General features: G+C 71.3%; 19 protein-coding genes. 11 read left to right on the forward strand and 8 right to left on the reverse strand.

Annotated elements, in window-relative coordinates; translation table 11 throughout:
- Positions 1-110: 110 nt before the first annotated feature.
- Positions 111-1,256: a PP2C family protein-serine/threonine phosphatase gene (locus tag VR44_RS05930; RefSeq protein WP_045946303.1), complete on the reverse strand. Its 1,146-nt coding sequence runs from the start codon at positions 1,254-1,256 to the stop codon at positions 111-113.
- Between the two features lie 117 nt (positions 1,257-1,373).
- On the opposite strand from VR44_RS05930, the gene VR44_RS05935 reads away from it, so the two are divergent.
- Positions 1,374-2,612 (forward strand): GNAT family N-acetyltransferase, encoded by a 1,239-nt coding sequence (locus tag VR44_RS05935; RefSeq protein ID WP_045946304.1) that lies wholly within the window; start codon positions 1,374-1,376, stop codon positions 2,610-2,612.
- 20 nt (positions 2,613-2,632) lie between these two features.
- On the opposite strand, the gene VR44_RS05940 is transcribed toward VR44_RS05935, so the two are convergent.
- Positions 2,633-3,439 (reverse strand): Fpg/Nei family DNA glycosylase, encoded by an 807-nt coding sequence (locus tag VR44_RS05940; protein ID WP_045946305.1) that lies wholly within the window; start codon positions 3,437-3,439, stop codon positions 2,633-2,635.
- Between the two features lie 80 nt (positions 3,440-3,519).
- Positions 3,520-4,008, reverse strand: a complete 489-nt coding sequence (locus VR44_RS05945) for a ribose-5-phosphate isomerase (RefSeq protein WP_045946306.1) — start codon at positions 4,006-4,008, stop codon at positions 3,520-3,522.
- 219 nt (positions 4,009-4,227) lie between these two features.
- On the opposite strand from VR44_RS05945, the gene VR44_RS05950 reads away from it, so the two are divergent.
- A complete protein-coding gene (locus VR44_RS05950; RefSeq protein WP_045946307.1) occupies positions 4,228-5,694 on the forward strand; it encodes an amino acid permease in 1,467 nt (488 codons plus the stop codon).
- 87 nt (positions 5,695-5,781) lie between these two features.
- Here VR44_RS05950 and VR44_RS05955 read toward each other — a convergent pair whose 3' ends face one another.
- Positions 5,782-6,366: a biotin transporter BioY gene (locus VR44_RS05955; RefSeq protein WP_045946308.1), complete on the reverse strand. Its 585-nt coding sequence runs from the start codon at positions 6,364-6,366 to the stop codon at positions 5,782-5,784.
- 282 nt (positions 6,367-6,648) lie between these two features.
- On the opposite strand from VR44_RS05955, the gene VR44_RS05960 reads away from it, so the two are divergent.
- From VR44_RS05960 to VR44_RS05970, 3 genes are all read left to right on the forward strand, one after another.
- On the forward strand, positions 6,649-8,025 hold the full coding sequence (locus tag VR44_RS05960; protein WP_045946309.1) for an amino acid permease: 1,377 nt from the start codon (positions 6,649-6,651) through the stop codon (positions 8,023-8,025).
- A gap of 154 nt (positions 8,026-8,179) precedes the next feature.
- On the forward strand, positions 8,180-9,580 hold the full coding sequence (locus tag VR44_RS05965; protein WP_045946310.1) for an amino acid permease: 1,401 nt from the start codon (positions 8,180-8,182) through the stop codon (positions 9,578-9,580).
- Between the two features lie 171 nt (positions 9,581-9,751).
- Positions 9,752-10,408 (forward strand): superoxide dismutase, encoded by a 657-nt coding sequence (locus tag VR44_RS05970; RefSeq protein WP_045946311.1) that lies wholly within the window; start codon positions 9,752-9,754, stop codon positions 10,406-10,408.
- A 122-nt stretch (positions 10,409-10,530) separates the two neighbouring features.
- On the opposite strand, the gene VR44_RS05975 is transcribed toward VR44_RS05970, so the two are convergent.
- The gene (locus VR44_RS05975; RefSeq protein ID WP_045946312.1) at positions 10,531-11,178 is read right to left on the reverse strand and encodes a mycothiol-dependent nitroreductase Rv2466c family protein; all 648 of its coding nucleotides are present in this window, start codon (positions 11,176-11,178) and stop codon (positions 10,531-10,533) included.
- Positions 11,179-11,304: 126 nt separating this feature from the next.
- Here VR44_RS05975 and pepN (VR44_RS05980) point away from each other — a divergent pair, with 126 nt between their 5' ends.
- Together pepN (VR44_RS05980) and VR44_RS05985 are read left to right on the forward strand one after the other, a co-directional pair.
- On the forward strand, positions 11,305-13,851 hold the full coding sequence (pepN, locus tag VR44_RS05980; protein WP_045946313.1) for an aminopeptidase N: 2,547 nt from the start codon (positions 11,305-11,307) through the stop codon (positions 13,849-13,851).
- Positions 13,852-14,023: 172 nt separating this feature from the next.
- On the forward strand, positions 14,024-14,986 hold the full coding sequence (locus VR44_RS05985; RefSeq protein WP_045946314.1) for a hypothetical protein: 963 nt from the start codon (positions 14,024-14,026) through the stop codon (positions 14,984-14,986).
- Here the strand turns inward: VR44_RS05985 and VR44_RS05990 are convergent.
- Positions 14,962-15,882, reverse strand: coding sequence for a PNPOx family protein (locus VR44_RS05990; protein WP_045946315.1), 921 nt, complete (start codon positions 15,880-15,882; stop codon positions 14,962-14,964). The genes VR44_RS05985 and VR44_RS05990 overlap by 25 nt on opposite strands.
- 23 nt (positions 15,883-15,905) lie before the next feature.
- Positions 15,906-16,364, reverse strand: coding sequence for a VOC family protein (locus VR44_RS05995; protein ID WP_045946316.1), 459 nt, complete (start codon positions 16,362-16,364; stop codon positions 15,906-15,908).
- A 124-nt stretch (positions 16,365-16,488) separates the two neighbouring features.
- On the opposite strand from VR44_RS05995, the gene VR44_RS06000 reads away from it, so the two are divergent.
- Positions 16,489-17,058, forward strand: coding sequence for a CGNR zinc finger domain-containing protein (locus tag VR44_RS06000; RefSeq protein WP_045946317.1), 570 nt, complete (start codon positions 16,489-16,491; stop codon positions 17,056-17,058).
- A gap of 273 nt (positions 17,059-17,331) precedes the next feature.
- On the forward strand, positions 17,332-20,667 hold the full coding sequence (locus tag VR44_RS06005; protein ID WP_045946321.1) for a S8 family serine peptidase: 3,336 nt from the start codon (positions 17,332-17,334) through the stop codon (positions 20,665-20,667).
- A gap of 80 nt (positions 20,668-20,747) precedes the next feature.
- Here VR44_RS06005 and VR44_RS06010 read toward each other — a convergent pair whose 3' ends face one another.
- The gene (locus tag VR44_RS06010; protein ID WP_045946318.1) at positions 20,748-22,229 is read right to left on the reverse strand and encodes a M28 family metallopeptidase; all 1,482 of its coding nucleotides are present in this window, start codon (positions 22,227-22,229) and stop codon (positions 20,748-20,750) included.
- Between the two features lie 264 nt (positions 22,230-22,493).
- Between VR44_RS06010 and VR44_RS06015 the strand changes: the two genes are divergently transcribed.
- Together VR44_RS06015 and pepN (VR44_RS06020) are read left to right on the forward strand one after the other, a co-directional pair.
- Complete coding sequence (locus tag VR44_RS06015; RefSeq protein ID WP_045946319.1) at positions 22,494-23,522, forward strand: aspartate-semialdehyde dehydrogenase; 1,029 nt, start codon at positions 22,494-22,496, stop codon at positions 23,520-23,522.
- Positions 23,523-23,696: 174 nt separating this feature from the next.
- Positions 23,697-26,273: an aminopeptidase N gene (gene pepN, locus VR44_RS06020; RefSeq protein WP_045946320.1), complete on the forward strand. Its 2,577-nt coding sequence runs from the start codon at positions 23,697-23,699 to the stop codon at positions 26,271-26,273.
- Positions 26,274-26,304: the final 31 nt, after the last annotated feature.

Raw genomic sequence — 26,304 nt, forward strand, 5'->3', positions numbered from 1 at the left:
CCGGCCCGCCCCGCCATCGGCGGACGGAGTCCGCCGCGGCGCCGCGAAGCCGGGGAGGCCGGCCACGGCCGAGCCGCGCGAGCGGCGCGTCGAGGAAGGGCGCGGCGCGTCTAGAAGGCGGCGCGGCGGATCAGGAGGAGGGCTCGGTCGTCGTTGACGTCCTTCGCGACCTTTTCGATCAGGTGCCACGCCGCGCCCTCCCAGCCGGCGGCGACGTACCGGTCGGCCTCGCCCGTCAGCCGGTCGATGCCCTCGCTGATCTCGCGGTCAGCGGTCTCGACCAGGCCGTCGGTGAAGAGCATCAGGACGTCGCCGGGCCGCAGGTTGCCCCGCGCCGGCTCGAACTCCGCGCCGTCGTAGACGCCGAGGAGCGGGCCCTCGCCGGACCGCTCCTGCCAGCGGCCGGTGCCCGCGGAGAGCTGGAGGGCGGGGAGGTGGCCGGCGGAGAGGAGTTCGTAGTCGCCGGTCTCCAGGTCCAGGACGAGGTGGATGGAGGTGGCGAAGCCCTCGTCCCAGTCCTGGCGGAGCAGGTAGCCGTTGGCGGCGGGGAGGAAGTCCTGGGGCGGGAGGGCGCCGAGGAGCCCGCCGAAGGCGCCGGAGAGGAGGAGGGCCCGGGAGCCGGCCTCCATGCCCTTGCCGGAGACGTCGGTGAGGACGACCTCCAGGGTGCGCCCCCCGTTGGTGCGGGCGGCGACGACGAAGTCCCCGGAGAAGGACTGGCCGCCGGCCGGCCGCAGGGCCATCTCGCGGTGCCAGCCCGGCGGCAGGGCGGGCAGCTTGCTCTGCACCCGGATGCGTTCGCGGAGGTCGAAGAGCATGGTTCCGCCGCGCCGCCAGGGCACTCCGACGCGGCTGCGGAACTGGGCGATGATCAGGCCGAAGAAGCCGCAGGCGGCGACGACGAGGACGGTGCCGGGGGTGACCCGGGCCGGCCCCTCGGTGTACGGGCCGAGGACGAGGGCCTCGACGATCAGGGCGGTCGCGGAGGCGGCGTAGAGGCCGAGGAGGCTGGCGGGCCGCAGCAGCAGGCCGCCGGCCACGATCGGCAGGACGAGCGCCGACGGCGAGAACCAGACGGGCAGCATCAGGGTGCCGCAGGCGATGGCGGGGACGGTCAGCAGCAGGCCCGCGAAGGCCAGCCAGTCGCTGGCGTCGCCGCGGAAGTAGTCGACGGCGGATTTGCGCAGGGCTGTGCGGACCCGGTGCGACAGCATGCGCGCCCGGGCCCTGAGCGTCTCCACGCGTGCTCCGGCCATTGCACCGGGACCCTATCCATCATGGCTGCGTGCGCGCAGCGGTACCCCCGTACCGAGGGCCTTCGACGGCTCGAAAACGGTTAGACCGGGCCGTATTGCCCTGGTAGGGATGACCCTATGGCTCTTGATACGCGCGTATTGCAGGCTGATGAGTGGGATGTCTGGTACGACCATCTGGAACTGGCGTTCGGTGGTGTGCCGGAGTCCCCGGAGGAGCGGACGCTCTACCGGTCCCTGACGGAGCTCGACCGTTCGCTGGGCGTCTGGGACGGCGGGACCTGCGTGGGTTCCGCCGGGGCGTTCAGCTTCCGGCTGTCGGTGCCGGGCGGGGCGGTGGTCCCGGCGGCCGGCGTGACGATGGTCGGTGTGGCGCCGACCCACCGCAGGCGGGGCGTGCTGACCTCGATGATGCGCCGCCAGCTGGACGACGTCCGGGCGGCCGGGGAGCCGGTGGCCGTGCTGACGGCCTCCGAGCCGGAGATCTACGGGCGGTTCGGCTACGGCACGGCCTCGTACGACCTGGTGGTGGACATCGACACCACCCGCGTACGGCTGGACGTGCCGCCGGGGGCGGACGCGGTCCGGCTGCGGCTGGTGGACCCGCTGAAGGCGCTGGACGACTGCGAGCGGGTGTACGCGGCGCTGGTCGCGGGCCGGCCGGGGATGCCGGCCCGGCAGCCGGGGTGGGAGCGGCAGGGGCTGCTCGACCCGGAGTCGCACCGGGAGGGGGCCTCGCCGCTGAAGTGCGTGGTGGCGGAGGACGCGGACGGCGTGGTCGTCGGGTACGCGCGGTACCGGGTGCGGCCGGACTGGGAGCCGTCGGGGTCGGACGGCAAGGTGCTGGTCGGCGAGGTGGACGCGGTGGATCCGGCGGCGTACGCGGCGCTGTGGCGGTACCTGTTCGAGATCGACCTGACCTGGCACGTACGGGCGTACCGGCGGCCGGTGGACGATCCGCTGCTGCACCTGGTGAACGACGTCCGGCGGATCCGGGCGCGGCAGCGGGACGCGCTGCACCTGCGGGTGGTGGACCTGCCGGGGGCGCTGGAGGCGCGGGGGTACGGGGCCGCGGTGGACGTGGTGCTGGAGGTGGAGGACGCGTTCTGTCCGTGGAACGCGGGGCGGTGGCGGCTGACGGCCGGGGCGGATGGTTCCGGGGTGCGGTGCGTGCGTACGCAGGACGCGGCGGAGCTGGAGCTGTCCGTGCGGGAGCTGGGGTCGGCGTACCTGGGCGGGGTCACCCTGGCCTCGCTCGCGGGGGCCGGCCGGGTGCGGGAGCTGCGTCCGGGCGCCCTGCGCGAGGCTTCGCGGGCCTTCGCGGGGGACGTGGCCCCCTGGCTCCCTCACAACTTCTAGCGGGGGGGCCGGGCAGGGCGCTAGCGGGTCTGGCAGGTGGGGCACCAGAAGAGGTTGCGGGCGGCGAGGTCCGCCGTGCGGATCTCGGAGCCGCAGATGTGGCACGGGAGCGTCGCGCGGCGGTAGACGTACACCTCGCCGCCGTGGTCGTCGACGCGCGGCGGGCGGCCCATGGCCTCCGGGAGGTGTTCGTCGCGGACGGTGTCGATGCGGTTCCTGCGGACGCCCTCCCGCATCAGCTCCGCCAGGTCCGCCCACATCGCGTCCCATTCGGTCCGGGTGAGGTCCCTGCCCTGGCGGTAGGGGTCGATGCCGTGCCGGAAGAGGACCTCGGCGCGGTAGACGTTGCCGACCCCGGCGATGACCTTCTGGTCCATCAGCAGGGCGGCGATGGTGGTGCGGCTGCGGGAGATGCGGGACCAGGCGCGGGCGGGGTCGTCGGCCGGGCGCAGGGGGTCCGGGCCCAGGCGGTCGTGTATCGCCTTCTTCTCGGCCCCGGTGACCAGGGCGCAGGCCGTGGGGCCGCGCAGGTCCGCGTAGTGGTCGTCGTTCAGCAGGCGCAGGCGGACCGTGTCGGTGGCCGGCGGGGCCGGGGCGGGGCCGAAGCCGAGCTTGCCGAAGAGGCCGAGGTGGATGTGGATCCAGGCGTCGCCGAGTTCCAGGAAGAGGTGCTTGCCGTGGGCCTCGGCGCTCTCCAGCTCGCGCCCGTCGAGGAGGGCCGCGCTCTCGGCGAAGCGTCCCTGGGGGCTGCTGACCCGGACCGGGCGGGCGGCGAAGCGCTCGGTGTGGTCCTGGGCGAGGCGGTGGATCGTATGGCCCTCGGGCACGGTGCCTTGCTCCTCGTGATCACGTGCGAAAACGGGTGTGCCGCCGGACGGCCCGCGTCCGGCGGCACGGTGTGGCGGGCTTACTGGTCCTGCGGGTGGTGGGCCGGGATCGGGGGGAGCTCGCCGGTCTGCTCGTAGGCCGAGAGCATGTCGATGCGGCGGGTGTGCCGCTCCTCGTCGGAGTACGGGGTCGCGAGGAAGGCCTCGATGAAGCTGGTGGCCTCGTCCTGGGTGTGCATGCGGCCGCCGACGGAGATGACGTTGGCGTTGTTGTGCTCGCGGCCGAGCTTCGCGGTCTCCACGCTCCAGGCGAGGATGGCGCGGACGCCCTTGACCTTGTTGGCGGCGATCTGCTCGCCGTTGCCGGAGCCGCCGATCACGATGCCGAGGCTGTCGGCGTCCGCGGCGGTCTTCTCCGCGGCACGCAGGCAGAACGGCGGGTAGTCGTCCACCGCGTCGTAGATGTGGGGCCCGCAGTCGACGGGCTCGTGGCCGTTGTTCTTGAGCCAGTCCACGAGGTGGTTCTTGAGCTCAAAACCGGCATGGTCGGATCCGAGATACACGCGCATGGGTCGAGTGTGGCATGCGTGACCTCAAGGGAGGGCGGAGGGGTGTCGCATAAATCACTTCTAAACCTCAAGTAAACCCAAAGAACGCAGACAGGAGGGGTTGGGACCTTGATCACGGGTTGGGGGCCTTGGGTAACCATCGGAGGAAGGTCTTCCGTCCTGGCCGGAAATCGGGTTTGAATGCCGGAACTCTCCACCCGAGAACCTAAGGATTCGTCCATGAGCACGACGACGACCCTTCAGACGGCAGGCGGCCCCACCGGCGAACCCGGTTCCGCACAGCCCTCCGACGGTCTCAAGGCCGGTCTCAAGAACCGCCACCTCTCCATGATCGCCATCGGCGGTGTCATCGGCGCCGGCCTGTTCGTCGGCTCCGGCGGCGGTATCGCCAAGGCCGGCCCCGCCATCCTGATCTCGTACCTGCTCGTGGGCGCGATGGTCGTCTTCGTGATGCGGATGCTCGGCGAGATGGCCGCCGCCAGCCCGAACTCGGGCTCCTTCTCCGCGTACGCCGACCGGGCGCTCGGCCGCTGGGCCGGATTCTCCATCGGCTGGCTGTACTGGTTCTTCTGGGTCGTCGTGCTCGCCGTCGAGGCGACCGCCGGCGCGAAGATCCTCGAAGGCTGGGTCCCGGCCGTCCCGCAGTGGGCCTGGGCCCTGATCGTGATGGTCGTCCTGACGGCCACCAACCTCGGCTCCGTCGCCTCCTACGGCGAGTTCGAGTTCTGGTTCGCCGGCATCAAGGTCGTCGCCATCGGCGCCTTCGTGGTCGTCGGCATGCTCGCCGTCTTCGGCGTGCTGCCGGGCTCGGACAACCCGGGCGCGGGCTTCGCCCACCTCACCGACGCCGGCGGGTTCATGCCGAACGGCTGGGGCTCGGTCCTCACCGGTGTGCTGATGGTCGTCTTCTCCTTCATGGGCAGCGAGATCGTCACCCTGGCGGCCGGCGAGTCCGAGGACCCGCGGCGCGCGGTCACCAAGGCCACCAACTCGGTGATCTGGCGCATCGGCGTCTTCTACCTGGGCTCGATCTTCATCGTCCTCACCCTGCTGCCGTGGAACGACAAGTCGATCGTCGACAAGGGCTCGTACGTCGCCGCACTGGACTCGATCGGCATCGCGCACGCCGGCCAGATCATGAACGTGATCGTCCTGACGGCCGTGCTCTCCTGCCTGAACTCGGGCCTCTACACCGCTTCCCGCATGGCGTTCTCGCTGGGTGAGCGCGGTGACGCGCCCAAGGCCTTCGCCAAGACGAGCAAGAACGGCGTGCCCACGGTCGCCATCCTCGGCTCGGTGGTCTTCGGCTTCATCGCCGTCTACTTCAACTACACCTCGCCGGACACGGTGTTCAACTTCCTGCTGAACTCCTCGGGTGCCATCGCGCTCTTCGTGTGGCTGGTCATCTGCCTGACGCAGCTGCGGATGCGCGGGATCCTGATGCGCGAGGCGCCGGAGAAGGTCACCGTCAAGATGTGGCTCTTCCCGTACCTGACGTGGGCCACCGCCGCGATGATCACCTTCGTCCTCGGCTACATGGTCTACGACAAGGACAACCGCGAGACGGTGCTGTACTCGCTGCTCGTCGCGGCCGTCGTGATCGCGATCGGTGTCCTGCGCAACGCCCGCCGCAAGGGCGAGCTCGCGGCCGAGGCCGTGGCCGACACCGTGGCCGACGCGGTCTGACCTGACCCCCGCAGACGACAGCAGCCCCGAACCGCCGCTCGCGGTCCGGGGCTGCTGCGCAGGCGCCGGCAGGAAGGCCGTACGGGGTCAGCCGCGGCGGCCGGCCAGCTTCCAGGCGGCCGGCAGGGCGCCCATGGCCAGCGCCGCCTTGAGGGCGTCGCCGATCAGGAACGGGGTCAGGCCCGCCGCGAGGGCAGCGGTGAGGGACATCCCGGTGGCGGCCATCAGGTACGGCACGCCCACGGCGTAGATCACGGCCGAGCCCAGCACCATCGTGCCCGCCGTACGCAGCACCGAGCGGTCGGCGCCGCGCCGCGCGAGGGCGCCGACGACGGTGGCGGCCAGCAGCATGCCCAGGACGTAGCCGAAGGAGGCACCTCCGGCGCCGGAGGTGCCGGCGGCGAACCAGGGCAGGCCGGCCGCGCCCAGGGCGGCGTACAGGCCGAGCGCGAGGAAACCGCGGCGGGCCCCGAAGGCGGTGCCCACGAGCAGGGCGGCGAAGGTCTGGCCGGTGACCGGGACGGGCGAGCCGGGCACGGGTACGGAGATCTGGGCGGCCAGACCGGTGAGCGCGGCTCCGCCGACGACGAGCGCGATGTCGCGGACGCGGCTCGCGGGCAGCAGGTCGGCGAGGACGGCGCCGGGCCGGACGGAAACGGAAGCAGTGCTCATGAGGGGGCTCCGCGGGGTGGTGATCGACGGGACACCGTGACGCTAGTGCGCGCCGCCGGGCCGCCCTACCGCCGGCCGGGACAAAGGCATACTGTCCGGTTTGGTGGGGACCACACAAAGCCCACCCCTTACAACCGACTTGAAGTGATCCCCATCACGGGGAACATCCCACGAGACATCCTTTTTGCTCCCACGGGTGCCCTCCAGCAAGACTGTGGGTTCCCTCCAATCCCTTGCGCAGCCCCCAGAGCCGCCGGGCCGATCGAGAGTACAGATCCACTCATGCGCGAACAGCAGACCGACCTCCCTCCCGAACCCCTGAGCCACAGCCTCAAACAGCGCCACCTGACCATGCTGGGCCTCGGCGGCGTGATCGGCGCCGGGCTCTTCGTCGGCTCCGGCGCCGGCATCGGCATCGCCGGCCCCGCGATCATCTGCTCGTACCTGCTCGCGGGCGCGCTCGCGATGCTGGTGATGCGGGCCCTCGGCGAGATGTCGGCGGCGATGCCCGCCTCCGGCTCCTTCTCGGTCTACGCGGAGAAGGCCCTGGGCCGCTGGGCCGGCTTCTCCGCGGGCTGGCTGTACTGGTTCCTGCTGGTCGTGGTGCTCGCCGTGGAGGCGACCGGCGCCGCGAAGATCGCCCACGGCTGGCTGCCGTCGGTCGACCAGTGGGTGTGGGTGCTGCTGTTCATGGTGGTCTTCACCCTCAGCAACCTGGCGGCCGTGCGGAACTTCGGCGAGTTCGAGTTCTGGTTCGCCGCGCTGAAGGTCGGCGCGATCGTGCTGTTCCTGGTCCTGGGCACCCTGGCCGTCTTCGGGCTGCTGCCCGACACGGATCCGGTGGGCCTGGCCAACCTGACCGGGCAGGGCGGGTTCTTCCCCAAGGGGATGGGCGGGGTGGTCGCGGGCATGCTCGCGGTCGTCTTCGCCTTCGGCGGCCTGGAGGTCGTCACCATCGCTGCCGCCGAGTCGGACGACCCGGCCCGGTCGGTGTCCCGTGCGGTGCGCAGCGCCGTGTGGCGCATCCTCTTCTTCTACGTCGGCTCGATGCTGGTGATCGTGGCCCTGCTGCCTTGGGACTCGCTCAAGCCCGGCGAGAGCCCGTACGTGGCCGTGCTCGACTCGATCGGGATCCCGGCGGCCGGTCAGATCATGAACATCGTGGTGTTCGTGGCGCTGCTGTCGGCGCTGAACGCCAACCTGTACGGCTCCTCGCGCATGGTCTTCTCGCTGGCCGAGCGGGGCGAGGCGCCGAAGGCGCTGCTGAAGGTCTCGGGCGGCGGGGTGCCGCGGCGGGCGGTGCTGGCGTCGGTGGTGTTCGGGTTCGCGTCGGTGGTGCTGAACCTGCTGTGGCCGGACACGGTGTTCCTCTACATGCTCAACGCGGTCGGCGCGGTGCTGCTGTTCGTGTGGGCGCTGATCGCGGTCTCGCAGCTGCGGCTGCGGCCCCGGCTGGAGCGGGAGATGCCGGAGCGGCTGACGCTGCCGATGTGGGCGTTCCCGTACCTGACGTGGGCGGCGCTGCTGGGGATGGCCGCGGTGCTGGTGCTGATGCTGTTCGACGACTCGGCGCGGCCGCAGCTGCTGTGGTCCTCGGGTGCGGCGGCCGTGGTGCTGCTGGTGGCCGCGTACCGGGAGGTGCGGGCGCGCCGGGGCTGAGGCCCCGTCAGTGACGTGCGGATGCCGAGCGGCCCGGGACTTCCGTCCCGGGCCGCCTGCGTTCTGTGCGCGGATCCGGTCACGGCGCGTGAGCCGAGTGTCCGGATACTGAACACACAACGTCCGATAAACGGACGGTCGGCAGACTGGGCCCATGAGTCAGAGCACCATCACGCCTCCCGAACTGCGGCCTTCCGCGCCCGGATCCCCTCTCGGCAACGGCCTCAAGCAGCGCCACCTCTCGATGATCGCCCTCGGCGGGGTCATCGGCGCCGGCCTCTTCGTCGGCTCGGGGGCCGGCATCGCGGCCGCGGGGCCCTCGATCGTGCTCGCGTACGCGGTGTCCGGTCTGCTGGTGATGTTCGTGATGCGGATGCTCGGCGAGATGTCGGCGGCCGATCCGGCGTCGGGCTCCTTCTCCGTGCACGCCGAACGGGCGATCGGCCCCTGGGCCGGGTTCACGGCGGGCTGGATGTTCTGGACCCTGCTGTGCGTGGGCGTGGCCATCGAGGCCATCGGGGCGGCGCACATCATGACGGGCTGGTTCCCGGGCACCCCGTCGTGGCTGTGGGTGCTGGTGTTCATGGCGCTGTTCTGCGGCAGCAACCTGGGCGCGGTGCGCAACTTCGGCGAGTTCGAGTTCTGGTTCGCCGCCCTGAAGATCGGCGCCATCGGGCTCTTCCTGGGCCTGGGCGTGCTCGCCGTCCTGGGCCTGCTGCCCGGGACCTCCTCCCCCGGCGCCGCGAACCTGGTGCACGACGGCGGGTTCCTGCCCAACGGGGTCGACGGGCTGCTGGTCGGCGTGCTGGCCTCGGTGGTCGCGTACGGCGGGCTGGAGACGGTGACCATCGCGGCCGCCGAGTCCGACGACCCGGTGCGGGGCGTGGCCAAGGCGGTGCGGACCACCATGTGGCGGATCGCGATCGTCTACGTCGGCTCGATGCTGGTGATCGTGACCCTGCTGCCCTGGAACGACCCCTCGGTCACCGGGCACGGCCCGTACGCCGCCACCCTGGACCACCTGGGCATCCCGGCGGCCGGCCAGATCATGAACGTCGTCATCCTGGCCGCGCTGCTGTCGGCGATGAACGCCAACATCTACGGCTCCTCGCGCATGGCCCACTCGCTGGTCTCCCGGGGCCAGGGCCCCAAGGCGCTGGGCAAGGTCTCGGGCGGGGTGCCGCGCCGGGCGGTGCTGGCCTCCTCGGGCTTCGGGTTCGTGACCGTCCTGCTGTCGTACTGGTACCCGGACACCCTGTTCGCCTGGCTGCTGAACATGGTCGGCGGGGTCATCCTCATCGTCTGGGGCTTCATCGCGGTCTCGCAGTTCGTGCTGCGCCGGCGGCTGGAGCGGGAGGCGCCCGGGAAGCTGACGGTGCGGATGTGGGGCTTCCCTTACCTGACGTGGGTGGCACTGGCCGGGGTCGCCGCGGTGCTGGTGCTGATGGCGGTGGGCGAGGACACCCGGTCGCAGGTGCTGTTCACCGGCGGGCTGGCGGTGGCCCTGGCGGCGACCGGCTACGTGATGCAGCGCCGGGCGGCGAACCGGAACTGACGGCCCGGCGGCCCCCGGCCCCCTTCGAGGCGGATCCCGTGTGCGGTACGGGGTCCGCCTCTCTTCGTACCCGGACGACCCTTACGCGCGAGTGGGAACAGATACTGCTAGCGTGCAGTTGCGCATTAATTGCAATAAGCGATTGGCACGCTGAGGGGACCGGATACACGCATGGCCATCTACACGCTTCCTGAGCTTCCTTACGACTACGCGGCGCTCGAGCCGGTGATCAACCCGCAGATCATCGAGCTGCACCACGACAAGCACCACGCGGCCTACGTCACGGGCGCCAACACCACGCTGGAGCAGCTGGCGGAGGCCCGGGAGAAGGAGAACTGGGGCGCGCTCAACGGGCTGGAGAAGAACCTCGCGTTCCACCTCTCCGGCCACATCCTGCACAGCATCTACTGGCACAACATGGCCAGCCCCAAGACCGGCGAGGGCGGCGGCGAGCCGACCGCGGCCGACGGGGTGGGCGACCTCGCCGACGCGATCACCGAGTCCTTCGGCTCCTTCGAGAAGTTCAAGAAGCAGCTGACCTTCGCGTCCTCCGCGACGCAGGGCTCCGGCTGGGGCGTGCTGGCGTACGAGCCCGTGAGCGGCCGGCTCGTCGTCGAGCAGGTCTACGACCACCAGGGCAACGTGGGCGTGGCCAGCACGCCGATCCTGGTCTTCGACGCCTGGGAGCACGCCTTCTACCTGCAGTACAAGAACCAGAAGGTGGACTTCATCGAGGCGATGTGGAACGTCGTCAACTGGCAGGACGTGGCCCGCCGCTACGCCGACGCCAAGGCGAACACCCCGCTGCTGATCCCCGTCAAGGGCTGACCGGCACCCCGCAGACCACCCGCCTCGTGATCGTCTTCTCAGCCTTCGCGTGCGGGTGTGCAGAGCGGAAGACCCCCGTGAGGACGTGACTCACGGGGGTCTTCTGTGTGCGGGGGCGCGGACTACTCGAAGATCGGGCCCTGGGTGCGGGTGCGCTTGATCTCGTAGAAGCCGGGGGTGGAGGCGACCAGCAGGGTGCCGTCCCACAGGCGGGCGGCGGCCTCGCCGCGCGGGGCCGGGGTCACGACGGGGCCGAAGAAGGCCACTTCCTCGCCGTCGGCGCCGGGCACGGAGATCACCGGGGTGCCGACCTCCTGGCCGACGCGCTCGATGCCGTCGTTGTGGGAGTCGCGCAGCACCTCGTCGTACTCGTCGGAGTCGGCGTAGGCGAGCAGCTCGGCCGGCAGGCCGACCTCCGCCAGGGCGTCGGCGATGACCTCGCGGGTCGCACCGCGGTCCTCGTTGTGGATCTTCGTGCCGAGGGCGGTGTACAGCTTGCCGGTGACCTCCTCGCCGAACTTCTGCTGGGCGGCGATCACCACGCGCACCGGGGCCCAGCCCTTGGGGCCGAGGAGCTCGCGGTAGCGCTCGGGGAGCTCGTCGAGCTTGTTCTCGTTCAGCACGGCCAGGCTCATCACGTGCCAGCGGACCTCGACGTCACGGACCTTCTCGACCTCGAGCATCCACCGGGAGGTCATCCAGGCCCAGGGGCAGAGCGGGTCGAACCAGAAGTCGACCGGGGTCTTCTCGCGCACCTGGGTGTCGGTCATGTCTCTCCTCGGGTCACATCGGGCGTCTCTGAGCGTGTTCCTTCCGCCCAACCAGGCCGGGACCGCACGCATTCCCCCCGTGGGAGGATTCGACCGAAGAAGCGATCACGCACGAAGGAGTGCCACGTGCCCGGTGAGAATCTGTCCCGCGACGAAGCCCGCGTGCGGGCCGAGCTGCTGTCCGTCGACGGGTACGAGGTCGTCCTCGACCTGAGGTCCGCGGTGGACGAGGCCGAACCGGCCGAAGGGCCCCGGACGTTCCGCTCGGTGACGACCGTGCGCTTCCGGGCCGCGGCTCCGGGCGCCTCCTCGTTCGCCGACCTGATCGCCCCCTCGGTGAACTCGGTCACCCTCAACGGCCGCGCCCTGGACCCGGCCGTCGTCTTCGACGGGGCGCGGATCGCCCTGGACGGCCTGGCCGCGGAGAACGTCCTGGTCGTCGACGCGAACTGCGCCTACAGCCGGACCGGCGAGGGCATGCACCGCTTCGTCGACCCGGAGGACGGCGAGGTCTACCTCTACACCCAGTACGAGCCGGCGGACGCCCGGCGGGTGTACGCGAACTTCGAACAGCCCGACCTGAAGGCCCCCTACCGCTTCGAGGTGTCCGCCCCCGAGGGCTGGACGGTGTGGAGCAACGGCGCGGAGGAGTCCCGTGAGGGCGGGGTGTGGCGCTTCGCCGAGACCGCGCCGATCTCCACGTACATCACCTGCGTGGTGGCGGGCCCGTACCACTACGTCACGGACACCTACACGCGCGGGGACCTGACGATCCCGCTGGGCGCGATGTGCCGCAAGGGGCTGGCGAAGCACTTCGACGCGGACGACGTCTTCCTCGTCACCAAGCAGGGCTTCGACCTCTTCCACGAGATCTTCGACTACCCGTACCCCTTCGGGAAGTACGACCAGGCCTTCGTGCCCGAGTACAACCTGGGCGCCATGGAGAACCCGGGCATGGTGACCTTCCGCGAGGAGTACATCTTCCGCGGGAAGGTGACGCAGGCCTCCTACGAGCGGCGCGCGAACGTCATCCTGCACGAGATGGCGCACATGTGGTTCGGCGACCTGGTCACCATGAAGTGGTGGGACGACCTGTGGCTGAAGGAGTCCTTCGCGGACTTCATGGGCTCCTTCGGGCTGGTCGAGGCCACCCGCTTCGACCAGGCCTGGGTCACCTTCGCCAACAACCGCAAGGCCTGGGCCTACCGGGCCGACCAGCTGCCGTCCACCCACCCGATCACGGCCGACATCCGTGACCTGGAGGACGCCAAGCTGAACTTCGACGGGATCACCTACGCCAAGGGCGCGGCCGTCCTCAAGCAGCTCGTCGCGTACGTGGGCCGGGACGCGTTCCTGGACGGCGCGCGGCGCTACTTCAAGGCGCACGCGTACGGGAACACCACCCTGGACGACCTGCTGTCGGTGCTCGGGGAGGTCTCCGGGCGGGACATGGCCGAGTGGTCGCGGGCCTGGCTGCAGACGGCGGGCGTCAACGCGCTGACCCCCGTGGTCACCACGGACGCGGCCGGCCGGCTGACCGAGCTGGCCGTGGTCCAGGAGGGCGACGAGCTGCGCCCCCACCGGGTGGCGGTGGGCCTGTACCGGCTGGAGGCCGACGGTTCGCTGGTGCGCTACGCGCGCGCCGAGGCCGATGTGGCGGGCGTGCGCACGGTGGTCGGGGAACTGGCCGGGCTGGAGCGGCCCGACCTGGTCCTGGTCAACGACGAGGACCTCACCTACTGCAAGATCCGCTTCGACGAGGCCTCGCTGGCCACCCTCCGCGGCCACCTGGGCGACCTCACCGACCCGCTGGCCCGCGCCCTGTGCTGGTCGGCGCTGTGGAACCTGACGCGGGACGCGCTGATGCCGGCCCGGGACTTCCTGTCGCTGGTACTGGCGCACGCGGGCCGCGAGAGCGACGTCGGCGTGCTGCAGCAGCTGCACGCGCAGGCGCTGAGCGCGGTCACCCACTACGCGGCGCCGGACTGGCGCGAGCAGGGCGGCCGGGAGCTCGCCGCGGGCGCCCTGCACGAGCTGCGGCTGGCCGAGCCGGGCTCCGAGCACCAGCTGACCTGGGCCCGGTTCTTCGCGGCGAGCGCGGCCAGCGAGGGTGACTTCCAGCTGCTGCTGGGGCTGCTGGAGGGTTCGGCGCGGATCGACGGGCTGGAGGTGGACCAGGAGCTGCGCTGGGACTTCCTGCTGCCGCTCGCCGCGCACGGCGTGGTCGACGAGGCCGTACTGGCGGCCGAGCTGGTCCGCGACGACACCGCGTCGGGCAAGCGGCACCAGGTGCGCTGCCTGGCCGCGCGGCCGTCGGCGGCGGTCAAGGACCAGGCCTGGGCGGTGGTGGTCGAGTCGGACGCGCTGTCGAACGCGCTGGTCGAGGCGACCATCAGCGGGATGCAGCAGTCCTCGCAGCGGGAGCTGCTGGCCCCGTACGCCGGGCGCTACTTCGAGGTGATCGAGCGGATCTGGGCGGAGCGGTCGATCCAGATCGGGATCGACGTGGTGAAGGGGCTGTACCCGATGCTCCAGGACTCCCAGGCCACTCTCGACGCGACGGACGCCTGGCTGACCTCCCGTCCGGACGCGGCCCCGGCGCTGCGCCGCCTGGTCCTGGAGTCCCGCGACGACCTGGCCCGGGCCCTCCGAGCCCAGTCCCGCGACGCCTGACCCCCCTGGTCCCGTTCCGCCCCGTCCGGCAGCCGCCGGGCGGGGCGGTTCGCGTGGCGGCGATGGGCCATCGGCAGTCGAACGTCCGTACTTTAGCCCCAGCTTGTCCGGATTTGTTGACGAACGTGTAACAGGCGTTAGCAAGGCCATGGCCTGAGGGAATCACCGCGTCATGAACCAGAACGCACCCCTCCCCCTCGCCCACCTCACCGCCAGCCGCCCCCGCGTCCTGACCCTCGCTCAGCTGCGCGAGCACGGCGTCAGTGCCGCCGAGGCCGCCGGCCGGCCGTGGCAGCAGGTGCTGCCCGGGGTGTTCCTGCTGCACGCCGGCCCCGCGACGAGCGAGGAGCGCCTGCACGCCGCCCTCCTGTACGCGGGCAGGCGCGGCAACGGCGAGGCCATGATCACCGGACTGGCCGCCCTCGCGCTCTACCGGTTCTCCTCCACCCCCACCCTGCCCGGCCTCCCCCACATCGACGTCCTCGTCCCGAACACCCGCCGGCTGCGCTCCACCGGCGACGTGCGCATCGTGCGCGCCCACACCCCGCCCCGGCCGCTGGAGGTGACCGGGCTGCCCGTGGCGCCCGTGGCGCGGGCGGTCGCCGACGCCGTGGCCCAGCTCGACGAGGCCGACGCGGTGCGCCGCGTCCTCAGCGAGGCCGTCCGCGCCGGACACTGCGAACCGGCCGCCGTCGTACGGGAGCTGACGGTGGCGCGGCTGCTGAACCGGCCGCACGTGATCGACGCGGTGGAATCCCTGCTGGCCGAGGGCCGGGCCATCGCCGAGGACCGGCTGTACCAGCTCGTGCGGGGCTACGAGCTCCCCGAGCCGGTCTGGAACGTGGACCTGCGGCTGCCCGGCGGCCCGCACCTGGGCGGAGTGGACGCGTACTGGCCCGAGCAGGCCGTGGCCGTCGAGATCGACACCCGGGCCCCGCGCCAGGGGGAGGACGAGGACTTCGCCGAGGCCGTCCGCAAGCGGGAGACCCTGGAGCGGCTCGGCGTGACCGTCCTCTACCTGACCCCGCGCAAGCTGCGCGACTGGCCCGAGCAGCAGGCCGCGGTCGTCCGGACCGCCCTGACGGCGTCCTGCGACCGCGAGCCCGCCGCCTACCTGGTCGTACTGCCCCGGTGAGGGTCACCCGGGAGGACCGGGAGGACCGGGTTGGCCGGGGAGTACTCCGGGGCGCTCCAGCGCAGCCGCCCCGGGTGCAGGCTCTGCACCACCGCCTCCACCCCGAACCGGACGCTACGGCTCCCGTCGGCGCCGTACTCGGTCCGGGCCCGCCCGCTCAGCTGCAGCAGCCCGCCGCCCTCCCAGTCGGGGAAGAGCAGCCCGGCCCGCTCGTCGAGGGCCAGGTTCCCGAGGGTCAGGAACATCGCGTTCCCCGGATAGTCCGGCCAGCGCAGTTCGGTGGGCGAGAGCACCTCCACGAAGCCGGGCATCCCGCCCCGGTGGCTCGCGTCGGCCCCTCCGGTGTCCGCCGTGGTGGCGATGAAGAAGGTGTCGGCGGCGCGGACGGCCCGCTCCTGGTCCGGGGCGAGCGCCACGGAGCGCCGTACGGTTCCGGGCCCCTCGGCGACGAGTTCCAGCGGCTGCCGCTTCTGCAGGTACTTCGGGCAGTTGGAGAAGACCTCCTCGGCCGCCACCGCGAAGCCGCCGGCCGTCACGGAGAGGGTGCCGTTGAGCCGCATCCGGCGCCGGGTGCGCGGGTCGAGGGCGATGGTGCCGACCCGGGTGCCGTCGGCGGCCAGGGCCCCGGCGAGGGGGTCCCCGTCCGGCAGGCCGCCGCGGACGGAGATCCGGTCCGGCCCGGTGGCCCGTACGAATCCGGGCGCCCCGGTGAGCAGCGAGGCCCACAGCCGTCCCGTGCCGTCGGCGGCGCCGACGACGAGGTGGGGCTGGAGGGCGAGGAAGGCGGCCGCCACGTCCCGGATGCCCGGGCCGATGGAGCGGCCGACGTGCTCGGCGAGCGCGCGGACGCCGACCCGTTCCTGGACGGCCAGCGAGCCCTGGTGGTACCGGTCCATGACGGCCCTCACTTTCCGAGTCTTTAGAAGAATCCGCAGGTGGGAGCGGATTCGACGGGGGCGGTAGCGCCCTCGGCGCCGGTCGGCACGGAGATCTCCAGGCGGGTGCCGTCCGGGTCGTGGAAGAAGATCCCGCCGGAGGCCGAGCCCTCGCGGTGGGCGACCACGCCCTCGTAGGCGAAGTCGACGCCCAGGCCGCGCAGCCGCTCCTCGTACGCCCGGACCTCCTCGATGGCGCCGGCGGAGAAGGCGAGGTGGTGCAGTCCGGCCGCCCGCGGGGCGTACCCGCCCTCGGCCTGCTGCCAGAGGGTGAGGACCAGCTCGCCGTCCCGGCCCAGGAAGGCGAAGCGGCGTCCCTCCTCCTTGCCCTCGCCGAGCAGCTCGAAGCCGAGCGCGTCGCGGTAGAAGGCGAGCGAGCGGTCCAGGTCGGTGACGTTGAGGCCCACGTGTCCGGTGCGGAGCGTGCCGGTGGTGGTGGTCATGAGGGTTCCCTTCCCCGAGGAGTCCGAGCGGTTCTAACCGTCTAAATTGAGCTTAAGGGTTAGAGATCCAGGCGTCAACCGGTCACGTACCCTTGAGGGGTTACAGCGGAGCGAGGAGGCGGACATGACGGCGGTACCGACGACGGACCCCCGCCCCCTCACCGGGGAGCCGCTCGCCCTCGACCTGGTGAACACGCGCTGGACGCCGGAGGGCGTACCCACCGACCTCTTCGCCGGGGCCTTCGGCCTCAGCCGGCTCGAAGGGCTGCGCCTCTGGCTGGAGAGCACGGGCCTGGCCGCCCGCTTCCGCGCCGACAAGTCGACGCTGGTCCACCTGCTGACCGCGCGCGAGGCCCTCGCCCGCGCCGTCGCGGACCCCGAGGACGCCTCCGCCCGCGAGCTGGTCGACGCCGTACTGGAGCACGGCCGCATCCGGGCCACCCTCACCGCCGAAGGCCCGGGCGAGCGGGCGGAGTTCGACGACCCCTCCTGGGGGCCGGCCTGGATGGCGGCCCGCGACTACCTGGACCTGCTGGGCTCGGCGCCCGACCGGATCCGCAAGTGCGCCTCGGACACGTGCGTGCTGCACTTCCACGACACCTCGCGCAACGGCACCCGGCGCTGGTGCTCGATGGCCGTGTGCGGCAACCGCGCCAAGGCCTCGCGCCACTACGCGCGCACGCGCGAGCGCTGAACGGTCGGAATCTGTCACACCCGGGGCGAGAACCGATCCCGACACACCCCCGTTACAAGGCCTGTAAGTCGATAAATCCACTCGCTGACCACCGCGAGTCGCCCTGGCTTGCCCCGGCCTGTCCCTGATGGCGGAAACTCCGCCCCGGCGGGTTCCCGCCATGTCAGGTCTCGGTCAATGACAACCCTCCCCAAACAGCTGTCACTTGCGCAAAGCTGACCGGTCATCCGGCACCGAAATCCGGACCGTATCGATCTCTAGCCAGGGATGCTGATGACCCTCGAATCCCCCAGCTCCACCGGGGCCATACCCGGCGCCCGCCGCGCGGCGCGCGTCGCGGCGGCCGCGGGCCTGGTGGCCGCGCTCTGCGCCACCGGCGCCGTACCCGTCTTCGCGGCGACCGGCGACACCAACCCGTCGGCCCCGGCGCCGGCCAAGTCGGCCGACCAGAAGCTCGGTTCGGCGGACGCCGAACTGCTCCAGGAGGCCAAGGCCAAGGGTGACGCGACCGTCACCGTCATGGTCGCGACCGCGCCGGGCCAGACCAAGCAGGTCTCCGACCAGCTGCACGCCGTCCAGGGCGCTTCGGTGGGCCAGACGTACGACAAGCTCGGCTACGTCCGCGCCACCCTGCCGACCGACAAGGCGGAGGCGGCGCTGAAGGCGGCCGCCAAGCTGGAGTCGGTGCACGGCATGGACCTCAAGCAGGAGATCCAGCTGCCGGACCCGCGCCCGGACTCGGGCAAGGACGGTTCGGGTCAGAAGACCGCTTCCGAGACCTACCCCGGTCCGGACAAGAACACCCCGGCGAAGAACCCGTACAACCCGTCCTTCGAGACCGGTGCGGTGGACTTCGTCGCGAAGAACCCGCAGGCCGACGGCCGCGGCGTCACCATCGGCATCCTGGACTCCGGCGTCGACATCGCCCACCCGGCGCTGCAGAAGACCACCACCGGCGAGCGCAAGATCGTCGACTGGGTCACCGCGACCGACCCGATCCTGGACAACGACGCCACCTGGCGCCCCCAGGTCACCCCGGTCACCTCCGCCGGCGGCACCTTCACCGCGGGCGGCCAGAGCTGGAAGGCCCCCGAGGGCACCTTCCAGTGGAGCCGCTTCAGCGAGTCGATCACCGCCAACGGTGACATGAAGGGCGACGTCAACCGGGACGGCGACACCACCGACAAGTTCGGCATGCTGTACGACCCGGTGGCCGGCACCGTCCGCGTGGACACCGACCAGGACGGCGACTTCACCAACAACGAGCCGATGAAGCCGTACAAGGACGGCTACCAGATCGGCTACTTCGGCACGGACAACCCGGCGACCGACGTCGCCGAGCGGATCCCCTTCGTGATCCAGATCCGCAAGGACGTCCCGATGGACCCGTTCGGCGGGGACTGGGTCGGCAAGAAGGCCGACTTCGTCAACATCGGCATCATCGAGTCCGAGCACGGCACGCACGTCGCCGGCATCACCGCCGCGAACAGCCTCTTCGGCGGCAAGATGAACGGCGAGGCGCCCGGCGCGAAGATCGTCTCCTCGCGCGCCTGCTCCTGGTCCGGCGGCTGCACCAACATCGCGCTGACCGAGGGCATGATCGACCTCGTCGTCAACCGCGGCGTCGACATCGTCAACATGTCGATCGGTGGTCTCCCGGCGCTGAACGACGGCAACAACGCCCGTTCCGAGCTGTACAAGAACCTCATCGACACCTACGGCGTCCAGCTCGTCATCTCGGCGGGCAACGAGGGCCCCGGCGTCAACACCATCGGCGACCCCGGCCTCGCCGACAAGGTCATCTCGGTCGGCGCCGCGGTCTCCAAGGAGACCTGGGCCGCCAACTACGGCTCCGGCGTGACCAAGAAGTACAACATGTTCCCCTTCTCCTCGCGCGGTCCGCGTGAGGACGGCGGGTTCACGCCGACCATCACCGCCCCCGGCGCGGCCATCAACACCACCCAGACCTGGCTGCCCGGCAGCCCGGTCAAGGAGGCGGGCTACTCCCTGCCGGCCGGCTACTCGATGCTCCAGGGCACCTCGATGTCCTCGCCGCAGGCGGCGGGCGCCAGCGCCCTGCTGATCTCGGCCGCCAAGCAGGCGAAGATCGCCCTGCCCCCGGCCAACCTGCGCGTGGCGCTGACCAGCACCGCCAAGAAGATCGACGACGTCCCGGCGCACGCCCAGGGCTCGGGCCTGATCGACATCAACAAGGCGTGGGAGTCCATCCAGCGCGGCGCCAAGGCCAACGAGTTCACGGTCAAGGCCCCCGTCGACACCGCGCTCGACCAGTTCCTGAAGACCCCGGGCTTCGGCACCGGCCTCTACGACCGCGAGGGCGGCCTGAAGGTCGGCCAGAAGAAGGTCTACGACGTCGTCGTCACCCGCACCACCGGCCCGAAGTACGGCACCCGCCACAACCTGAGCTGGCGCAACAACGACGGCACCTTCAAGGTCGTCGGCGGTGGCGGCTACGACTACGTCACGCTGCCGCTGAACAAGCCCGTCACCATCAAGGTCGAGGCCAACGTCAAGTCGGCCGGCGTCCACAGCGGCATCCTGCAGCTCGACGACCCGACCACCGAGGGCATCGACAAGCAGATCCTGGCCACGGTCGTCGCCTCCACCCCGCTGGCGCAGCCGTCGTTCGCGCTCTCGGACACCTCCTCCGTGCAGCGCAACAGCCACAAGTCGTACTTCGTGACGGTCCCGCAGGGCGCCAAGACCCTCGAGGTCGCGCTCGGCGGTCTCGCCGCGGACAGCCAGACGCGCTTCATCTCGATCCACCCGTACGGCACGGGCGTCGAGGACAGCGCCACCACCCAGTGCTACCCGAACTACAACAACCCGGCCAACAAGTGCCGCCCCGACCTGCGCTCCTACGACAACCCGCAGCCGGGTGTCTGGGAGATCGAGGTCGAGTCGCGCCGTACGTCGCCGCTGCTGGACAACCCGTTCAAGCTGGACGTCTCCGTCCTCGGCGCCGGCTTCGACCCGGCGGTCAAGGTCCTCCCCGAGGTCAAGCAGGGCGCCCCGGCCCCGGTCCAGTGGACCGTGAACAACACCGGCGCGGCTATCTCCGGCGGCAAGCTCCAGGGCGGCCCGCTCGGCTCCGCGAAGGTCGACAAGCCGACCATCGCCGCCGGCGAGACCAAGACCACCGAGGTCACCGTCGGTGAGGGCGTCTCCCGTCTGGACGTGGCGATCAACCACACCTCCGACGCCGCCGCCGACCTCGACCTCGAGGTCTACAAGGACGGCGTGAAGGTCGCCTCCTCCGCGGACGGCGACTCCGACGAGTCCGTGAGCCTCGACAAGCCGGCCGCCGGCACCTACACCGTCAAGGTGATCGGTTACGCGGTCCCGTCCGGCTCCACCACGTACGACTACCGCGACGTCTACTTCTCGTCCGCCCTGGGCACCGTCCAGGTCGACGAGGCCGCCGCGGTCAACCTCGCCACCGGCGCCTCCGCGCAGGTCTCGGCGAACGTCCTGGTCAGCAGCGCGGCCCCCGAGGGCCGTCAGTTCTTCGGCCAGGTCCAGCTGCTCAACGGCCGCGGCACCGCCGCCGGCACCGGCAGCGTGCAGATCGACAAGGTCACCCCGTAAGGGTCTGACCCGGCAACACCGAGGGGGCGGTGCTCGTACGAGCACCGCCCCCTCGGGCGTTCCCCCCTCGGGCCCGGCCGCTACTTGCCGAGCGAGCCCAGCGACTCGGCGTAGGTGCCCACCGCGTACGCGATCACGTCGAGGTTGGTGTCGAACGCCTTGAGGTCCAGGTTCTTCAGGGTGTCCCCCGCCCCGTGGTAGTTCGGGTCGTACGGGGCGCCGGCGGTGCCGCCGTAGCGCTTGGCCTGCTCGGGGGTCTTGATGCCCTCGGCGCCGGTGAAGGTGCCGCCCGCCGGGATGCCGTTCTCGATGAACGGGCCGTAGTCGGAGCGGCCGTCGAAGTCACTGCCCTCGTGCGGCTTGCCCTTCCGGTCCAGGAAGCCGTTGATCAGCGACTCGATCTGCGCCGAGCCGGCCGGGCCGGCGCCCGCGCCCGTCTTGTCGGAGTCGTCGCCGTCGTAGACGAACTGGACCGGGTTCGGCGAGGCGATCATGTCGAAGTTCAGGTAGAGGGCGATGTCCTTCTTCTGCTTCTCGGACAGCTGCGCCACGTAGTGCTCCGAGCCCAGCAGGCCCAGTTCCTCCGCCGACCACCAGGCGAAGCGCACCTTGTTGGCGGGGCCCTTGCCCTTCTTGTTGGCGCCCTCGTCGGCGAGCTTGAGGGCGACCTCCAGGAGACCGGCCGAGCCGGAGCCGTTGTCGTTGATGCCGGGGCCCTCGGGGACCGAGTCCAGGTGCGAGCCGACCGTCACGACCTGGTCGGCGCGGCCGCCCTTCGTCTCGGCGATCACGTTGCGGGTGGTCTTCTTCACGTGCTCCTGGTCCAGGTCCAGGCGCACCTTCACCTCGCCCTTCGCGGCGGCCGCGGCCAGCGCCTCGCCGTCGGCCAGGGTGATGCCCGCGCTGGGGATGATCCCGTCGGAGGGGGAGGAGAACCCGCCGCGGACCGGGGTGGTGCCGCTGTGGTTGTAGACGATCACGCCGAGCGCGCCGGCCGCCGCGGCGGCCCGCTGCTTCTCCACGAAGGTGCAGGCACCCCGCTTGACCAGGGCGATCTTCCCCGTGAAGGCGCCGGCCGGGTAGTCGTCGGCGGTGCAGCCCGGGGTCTCGTCGACCCGCGCCAGGGCCAGCGGGGCGGTCAGCCCGCCGGCCGGGGTGGACTTGGTGAAGGTGAAGGCGGCGGTGGCCAGCTCGCGCGGCTGATCGCCGAGGACGGTGGTCTTCTCCGTCTTCGTGTGCGCCTCGTAGATGTCGAAGTCCTGGTACGAGACGTCGTAGCCGGCCTTCTTCAGGGTGTCGTGGACGTAGGCGGCGGAGGCGGCGTGGCCGGGCGAGCCCGCGGCCCGGTTGCCGCCGTTGGCGTCGGCGATCTGCTGGAACTTCGCCAGGTGGCGGTAGGCCCCGCGCGCGGTGACCTCCTCGACCAGCTCCTTCGCGAGCCGCCCCTCGCGGGGGTGGGCGGCCGCCGGGGTGGCGGTCAGCAGGACGGGCGCGGCGACGGCCGCGGCCGCGAGGGCGGCGAGGGCCGGTATGGACCGGCGGCGGTGGCGGATGGTCCGCATGGTGGTGTTCCCCCCGGGGTTTCCGGTGTTTCGGTCTCTGGTGCGCCGCGTCCGGATAACGATCACGGCTGAACGGAAGCTAACCGGCTCCGACCAGGCAAAACGGACTTTCGGGCGAGGTGAAACACGGCCGTCACGGACTCGTCACCGGGGTTCACGGGCCGGACACTGTCCGCACCTCGGACAATGGATTGGACAAGCCTCGTGGGGTCGAACGCATGATGGCCTCACGCGCCCGCGTCGTACGTACCAGAAGGAGTCACCGTGAGGGTCGGAATCGTCGGAGCCACCGGACAGGTCGGCGGAGTCATGCGCAGCATCCTCGCCGAGCGGAAGTTCCCGGTCGACGAGCTGCGGCTCTTCGCCTCGGCCCGTTCCGCCGGCTCGACCCTGGAGTGGCAGGGCCAGGAGATCACCATCGAGGACGCCGCCACGGCCGACTACTCCGGCCTCGACATCGTGCTCTTCTCCGCGGGCGGCGCGACCTCCAAGGCCCTCGCCGAGAAGGTCGCCTCCCAGGGCGCCGTCGTGATCGACAACTCCTCCGCCTGGCGCGGTCACCCCGAGGTCCCCCTCGTGGTCTCCGAGGTCAACCCGCACGCGATCAAGAACCGCCCCAAGGGCATCATCGCGAACCCGAACTGCACCACCATGGCCGCGATGCCCGTGCTGCGCCCCCTCCACGACGAGGCCGGCCTGACCGCGCTGATCGCCACCACCTACCAGGCCGTCTCCGGCTCTGGCCTGGCCGGCGTGGCCGAGCTCAAGGGCCAGGCCTGCGCGGTCTCCGAGGCCGCTGACCAGCTGACCTTCGACGGCGACGCGGTGGAGTTCCCCGAGCCGGCCGTCTACAAGCGCCCCATCGCGTACAACGTGGTCCCGCTCGCGGGCAACCTGGTCGACGACGGCTCCTTCGAGACCGACGAGGAGCAGAAGCTCCGCAACGAGTCCCGCAAGATCCTGGAGATCCCCGGCCTCAAGGTCTCCGGCACCTGCGTGCGCGTCCCCGTCTTCTCGGGCCACTCCCTCCAGGTGAACGCCCGCTTCGAGCGCCCGATCAGCGTGGAGCGCGCGTACGAGCTGCTGAAGGACGCCCCGGGCGTCGAGCTGTCCGAGATCCCGACCCCCCTCCAGGCCGCCGGCAAGGACGCCTCGTACGTGGGCCGCATCCGGGTGGACGAGACGGTCGACAACGGCCTCGCGCTGTTCCTCTCCAACGACAACCTCCGCAAGGGTGCGGCGCTGAACGCGGTGCAGATCGCGGAGCTCGTGGCCGATGAGCTGCGCGGCTGACGCCCGCGTGCGCGAACGCCGACGCTGATGCGGAAGGGGCGGTGCCGGTGACGGCACCGCCCCCTTTGCATTCGGGTAGGGCACGTCGTGTTCGCCTCTGGATTACTCCTGCCCCGTGGCGGGCCCTGCATGGAAGGATGGCCGGGCAACGTCACCATCAAAGGAGATGAACGCGTGCCTGGCACGAATCTCACCCGTGAAGAGGCTCAGCAGCGGGCGAAGCTGCTCACCGTCGACTCGTACGAGATCGAGCTCGATCTCAGCGGCGCGCAGGAGGGCGGCACCTTCCGGTCCGCGACCACCGTGCGCTTCCAGTCGGCCGAGGCGGGGGCCGGGACCTTCATCGACCTGGTCGCGCCGACCGTGCACGAGGTCGTGCTGAACGGCAAGGCCCTGGACGTGGCCGCCGTCTTCCACGACTCGCGCATCGCCCTGGACCACCTGGCGGGCGGGGCCAACGAGCTCCGCGTCGTCGCGGACTGCGCCTACACCAACACCGGCGAGGGCCTGCACCGCTTCGTCGACCCGGTCGACCAGCAGGCGTACCTGTACACCCAGTTCGAGGTGCCGGACGCGCGGCGGGTCTTCGCCAGCTTCGAGCAGCCCGACCTGAAGGCGACGTTCCAGTTCACGGTGACGGCTCCCGAGGGCTGGACCGTGATCTCGAACTCCCCGACGCCCGAGCCCAAGGACCGGGTGTGGGCCTTCGAGCCGACCCCGCGGATCTCCTCGTACATCACCGCGCTGATCGTGGGCCCGTACCACGCGGTGCACAGCACGTACGAGGGCAAGGACGGCCAGGTCGTCCCGCTCGGCATCTACTGCCGGCCGTCGCTTGCCGAGTTCCTCGACGCCGACGCGATCTTCGACGTCACGCGGCAGGGCTTCGACTGGTTCCAGGAGAAGTTCGCCTACGACTACCCCTTCGCGAAGTACGACCAGCTCTTCGTGCCGGAGTTCAACGCGGGCGCGATGGAGAACGCGGGTGCGGTCACCATCCGCGACCAGTACGTCTTCCGCTCGAAGGTGACGGACGCGTCGTACGAGGTGCGCGCCGAGACCATCCTGCACGAGCTCGCGCACATGTGGTTCGGCGACCTGGTCACCATGGAGTGGTGGAACGACCTGTGGCTGAACGAGTCGTTCGCCACGTACACCTCGATTGCCTGCCAGGCCTACGCCGAGGGCTCGAAGTGGCCGCACGCGTGGACCACGTTCGCGAACTCGATGAAGACCTGGGCGTACCGGCAGGACCAGCTGCCGTCCACGCACCCGATCATGGCCGACATCCGTGACCTGGACGACGTCCTGGTCAACTTCGACGGCATCACGTACGCCAAGGGCGCCTCGGTGCTCAAGCAGCTCGTCGCGTACGTGGGCATGGACGCCTTCTTCAAGGGCGTGCAGGCGTACTTCAAGGCGCACGCCTTCGGGAACACGCGTCTGTCGGACCTGCTGGGCGCCCTGGAGGAGACCTCCGGCCGCGACCTGACCGCCTGGTCGAAGGCGTGGCTGGAGACGGCCGGCATCAACGTGCTGCGGCCGGAGATCGAGACGGACGGGGAGGGTGTCGTCACCTCGTTCGGCGTGCGGCAGGAGGCCCCGGCGCTCCCGGCGGGCGCCAAGGGCGAGCCGGTGCTGCGGCCGCACCGGATCGCGGTGGGCCTGTACGACCTGGAGGGCGGCAAGCTCGTCCGTACGGACCGGATCGAGCTGGACATCGACGGCGAGCTGACGGCGGTGCCGGAGCTGGTGGGGCGTGCCCGGCCGGCCGTGGTCCTGCTCAACGACGACGACCTGTCGTACGCGAAGGTCCGCCTGGACGAGGTCTCGCTGGCCAACGTCACCGCGCACCTGGGCGACTTCACCGAGTCGCTGCCGCGGGCGCTGTGCTGGGCGTCGGCGTGGGACATGACGCGTGACGGCGAGCTGGCCACGCGCGACTACCTGGCGCTGGTGCTGTCCGGCATCGGCAAGGAGTCGGACATCGGCGTGGTGCAGTCGCTGCACCGCCAGGTGAAGCTGGCCATCGACCTGTACGCCGACCCGGCGTGGCGGGAGCAGGGCCTGGCGGCCTGGACGGAGGCCACGCTGGAGCACCTGCGCGGCGCCGAGCCGGGCAGCGACCACCAGCTGGCGTGGGCCCGTGCCTTCGCGGCGACGGCGCGGACCGGGGAGCAGCTCGACCTGCTGGGTGCGCTGCTGTCCGGCGCGGAGACGGTCGAGGGCCTGGTCGTGGACGCCGAGCTGCGGTGGGCGTTCCTGGAGCGGCTGGCCGCGACGGGGCGTGCCGACGAGGCGGAGATCGCGGCGGAGCTGGAGCGGGACGCGACGGCGGCGGGCGAGCGCCACGCGGAGACGGCGCGCGCCGCGCGCCCGACGGCGGAGGCCAAGGCCGCCGCCTGGGCCGCCGTGGTGGAGTCCGCCGACCTGCCGAACGCGGTGCAGGAGGCCGTGATCGGCGGCTTCGTCCAGTCCGACCAGCGGGAGCTGCTCGCACCGTACGCGGGGAAGTACTTCGCGGTGGTCAAGGGCATCTGGGAGAGCCGCAGCCACGAGATCGCGCAGCAGATCGCGGTGGGCCTGTACCCGTCCCTCCAGGTGAGCCAGGAGACCCTGGACGCGACCGACGCCTGGCTGGCCTCGGCCGAGCCGAACGCCGCCCTGCGGCGCCTGGTGTCGGAGTCCCGCTCGGGCATCGAGCGCGCCCTGAAGGCCCAGGCCGCAGACGCGGCGGCGAGCCGGAGCTGACGGGAGGCGGGCCCGCCCCCTGGGGGGGGGG

Source organism: Streptomyces katrae, assembly GCF_000966975.1.
GTDB classification, from domain to species: domain Bacteria; phylum Actinomycetota; class Actinomycetes; order Streptomycetales; family Streptomycetaceae; genus Streptomyces; species Streptomyces katrae.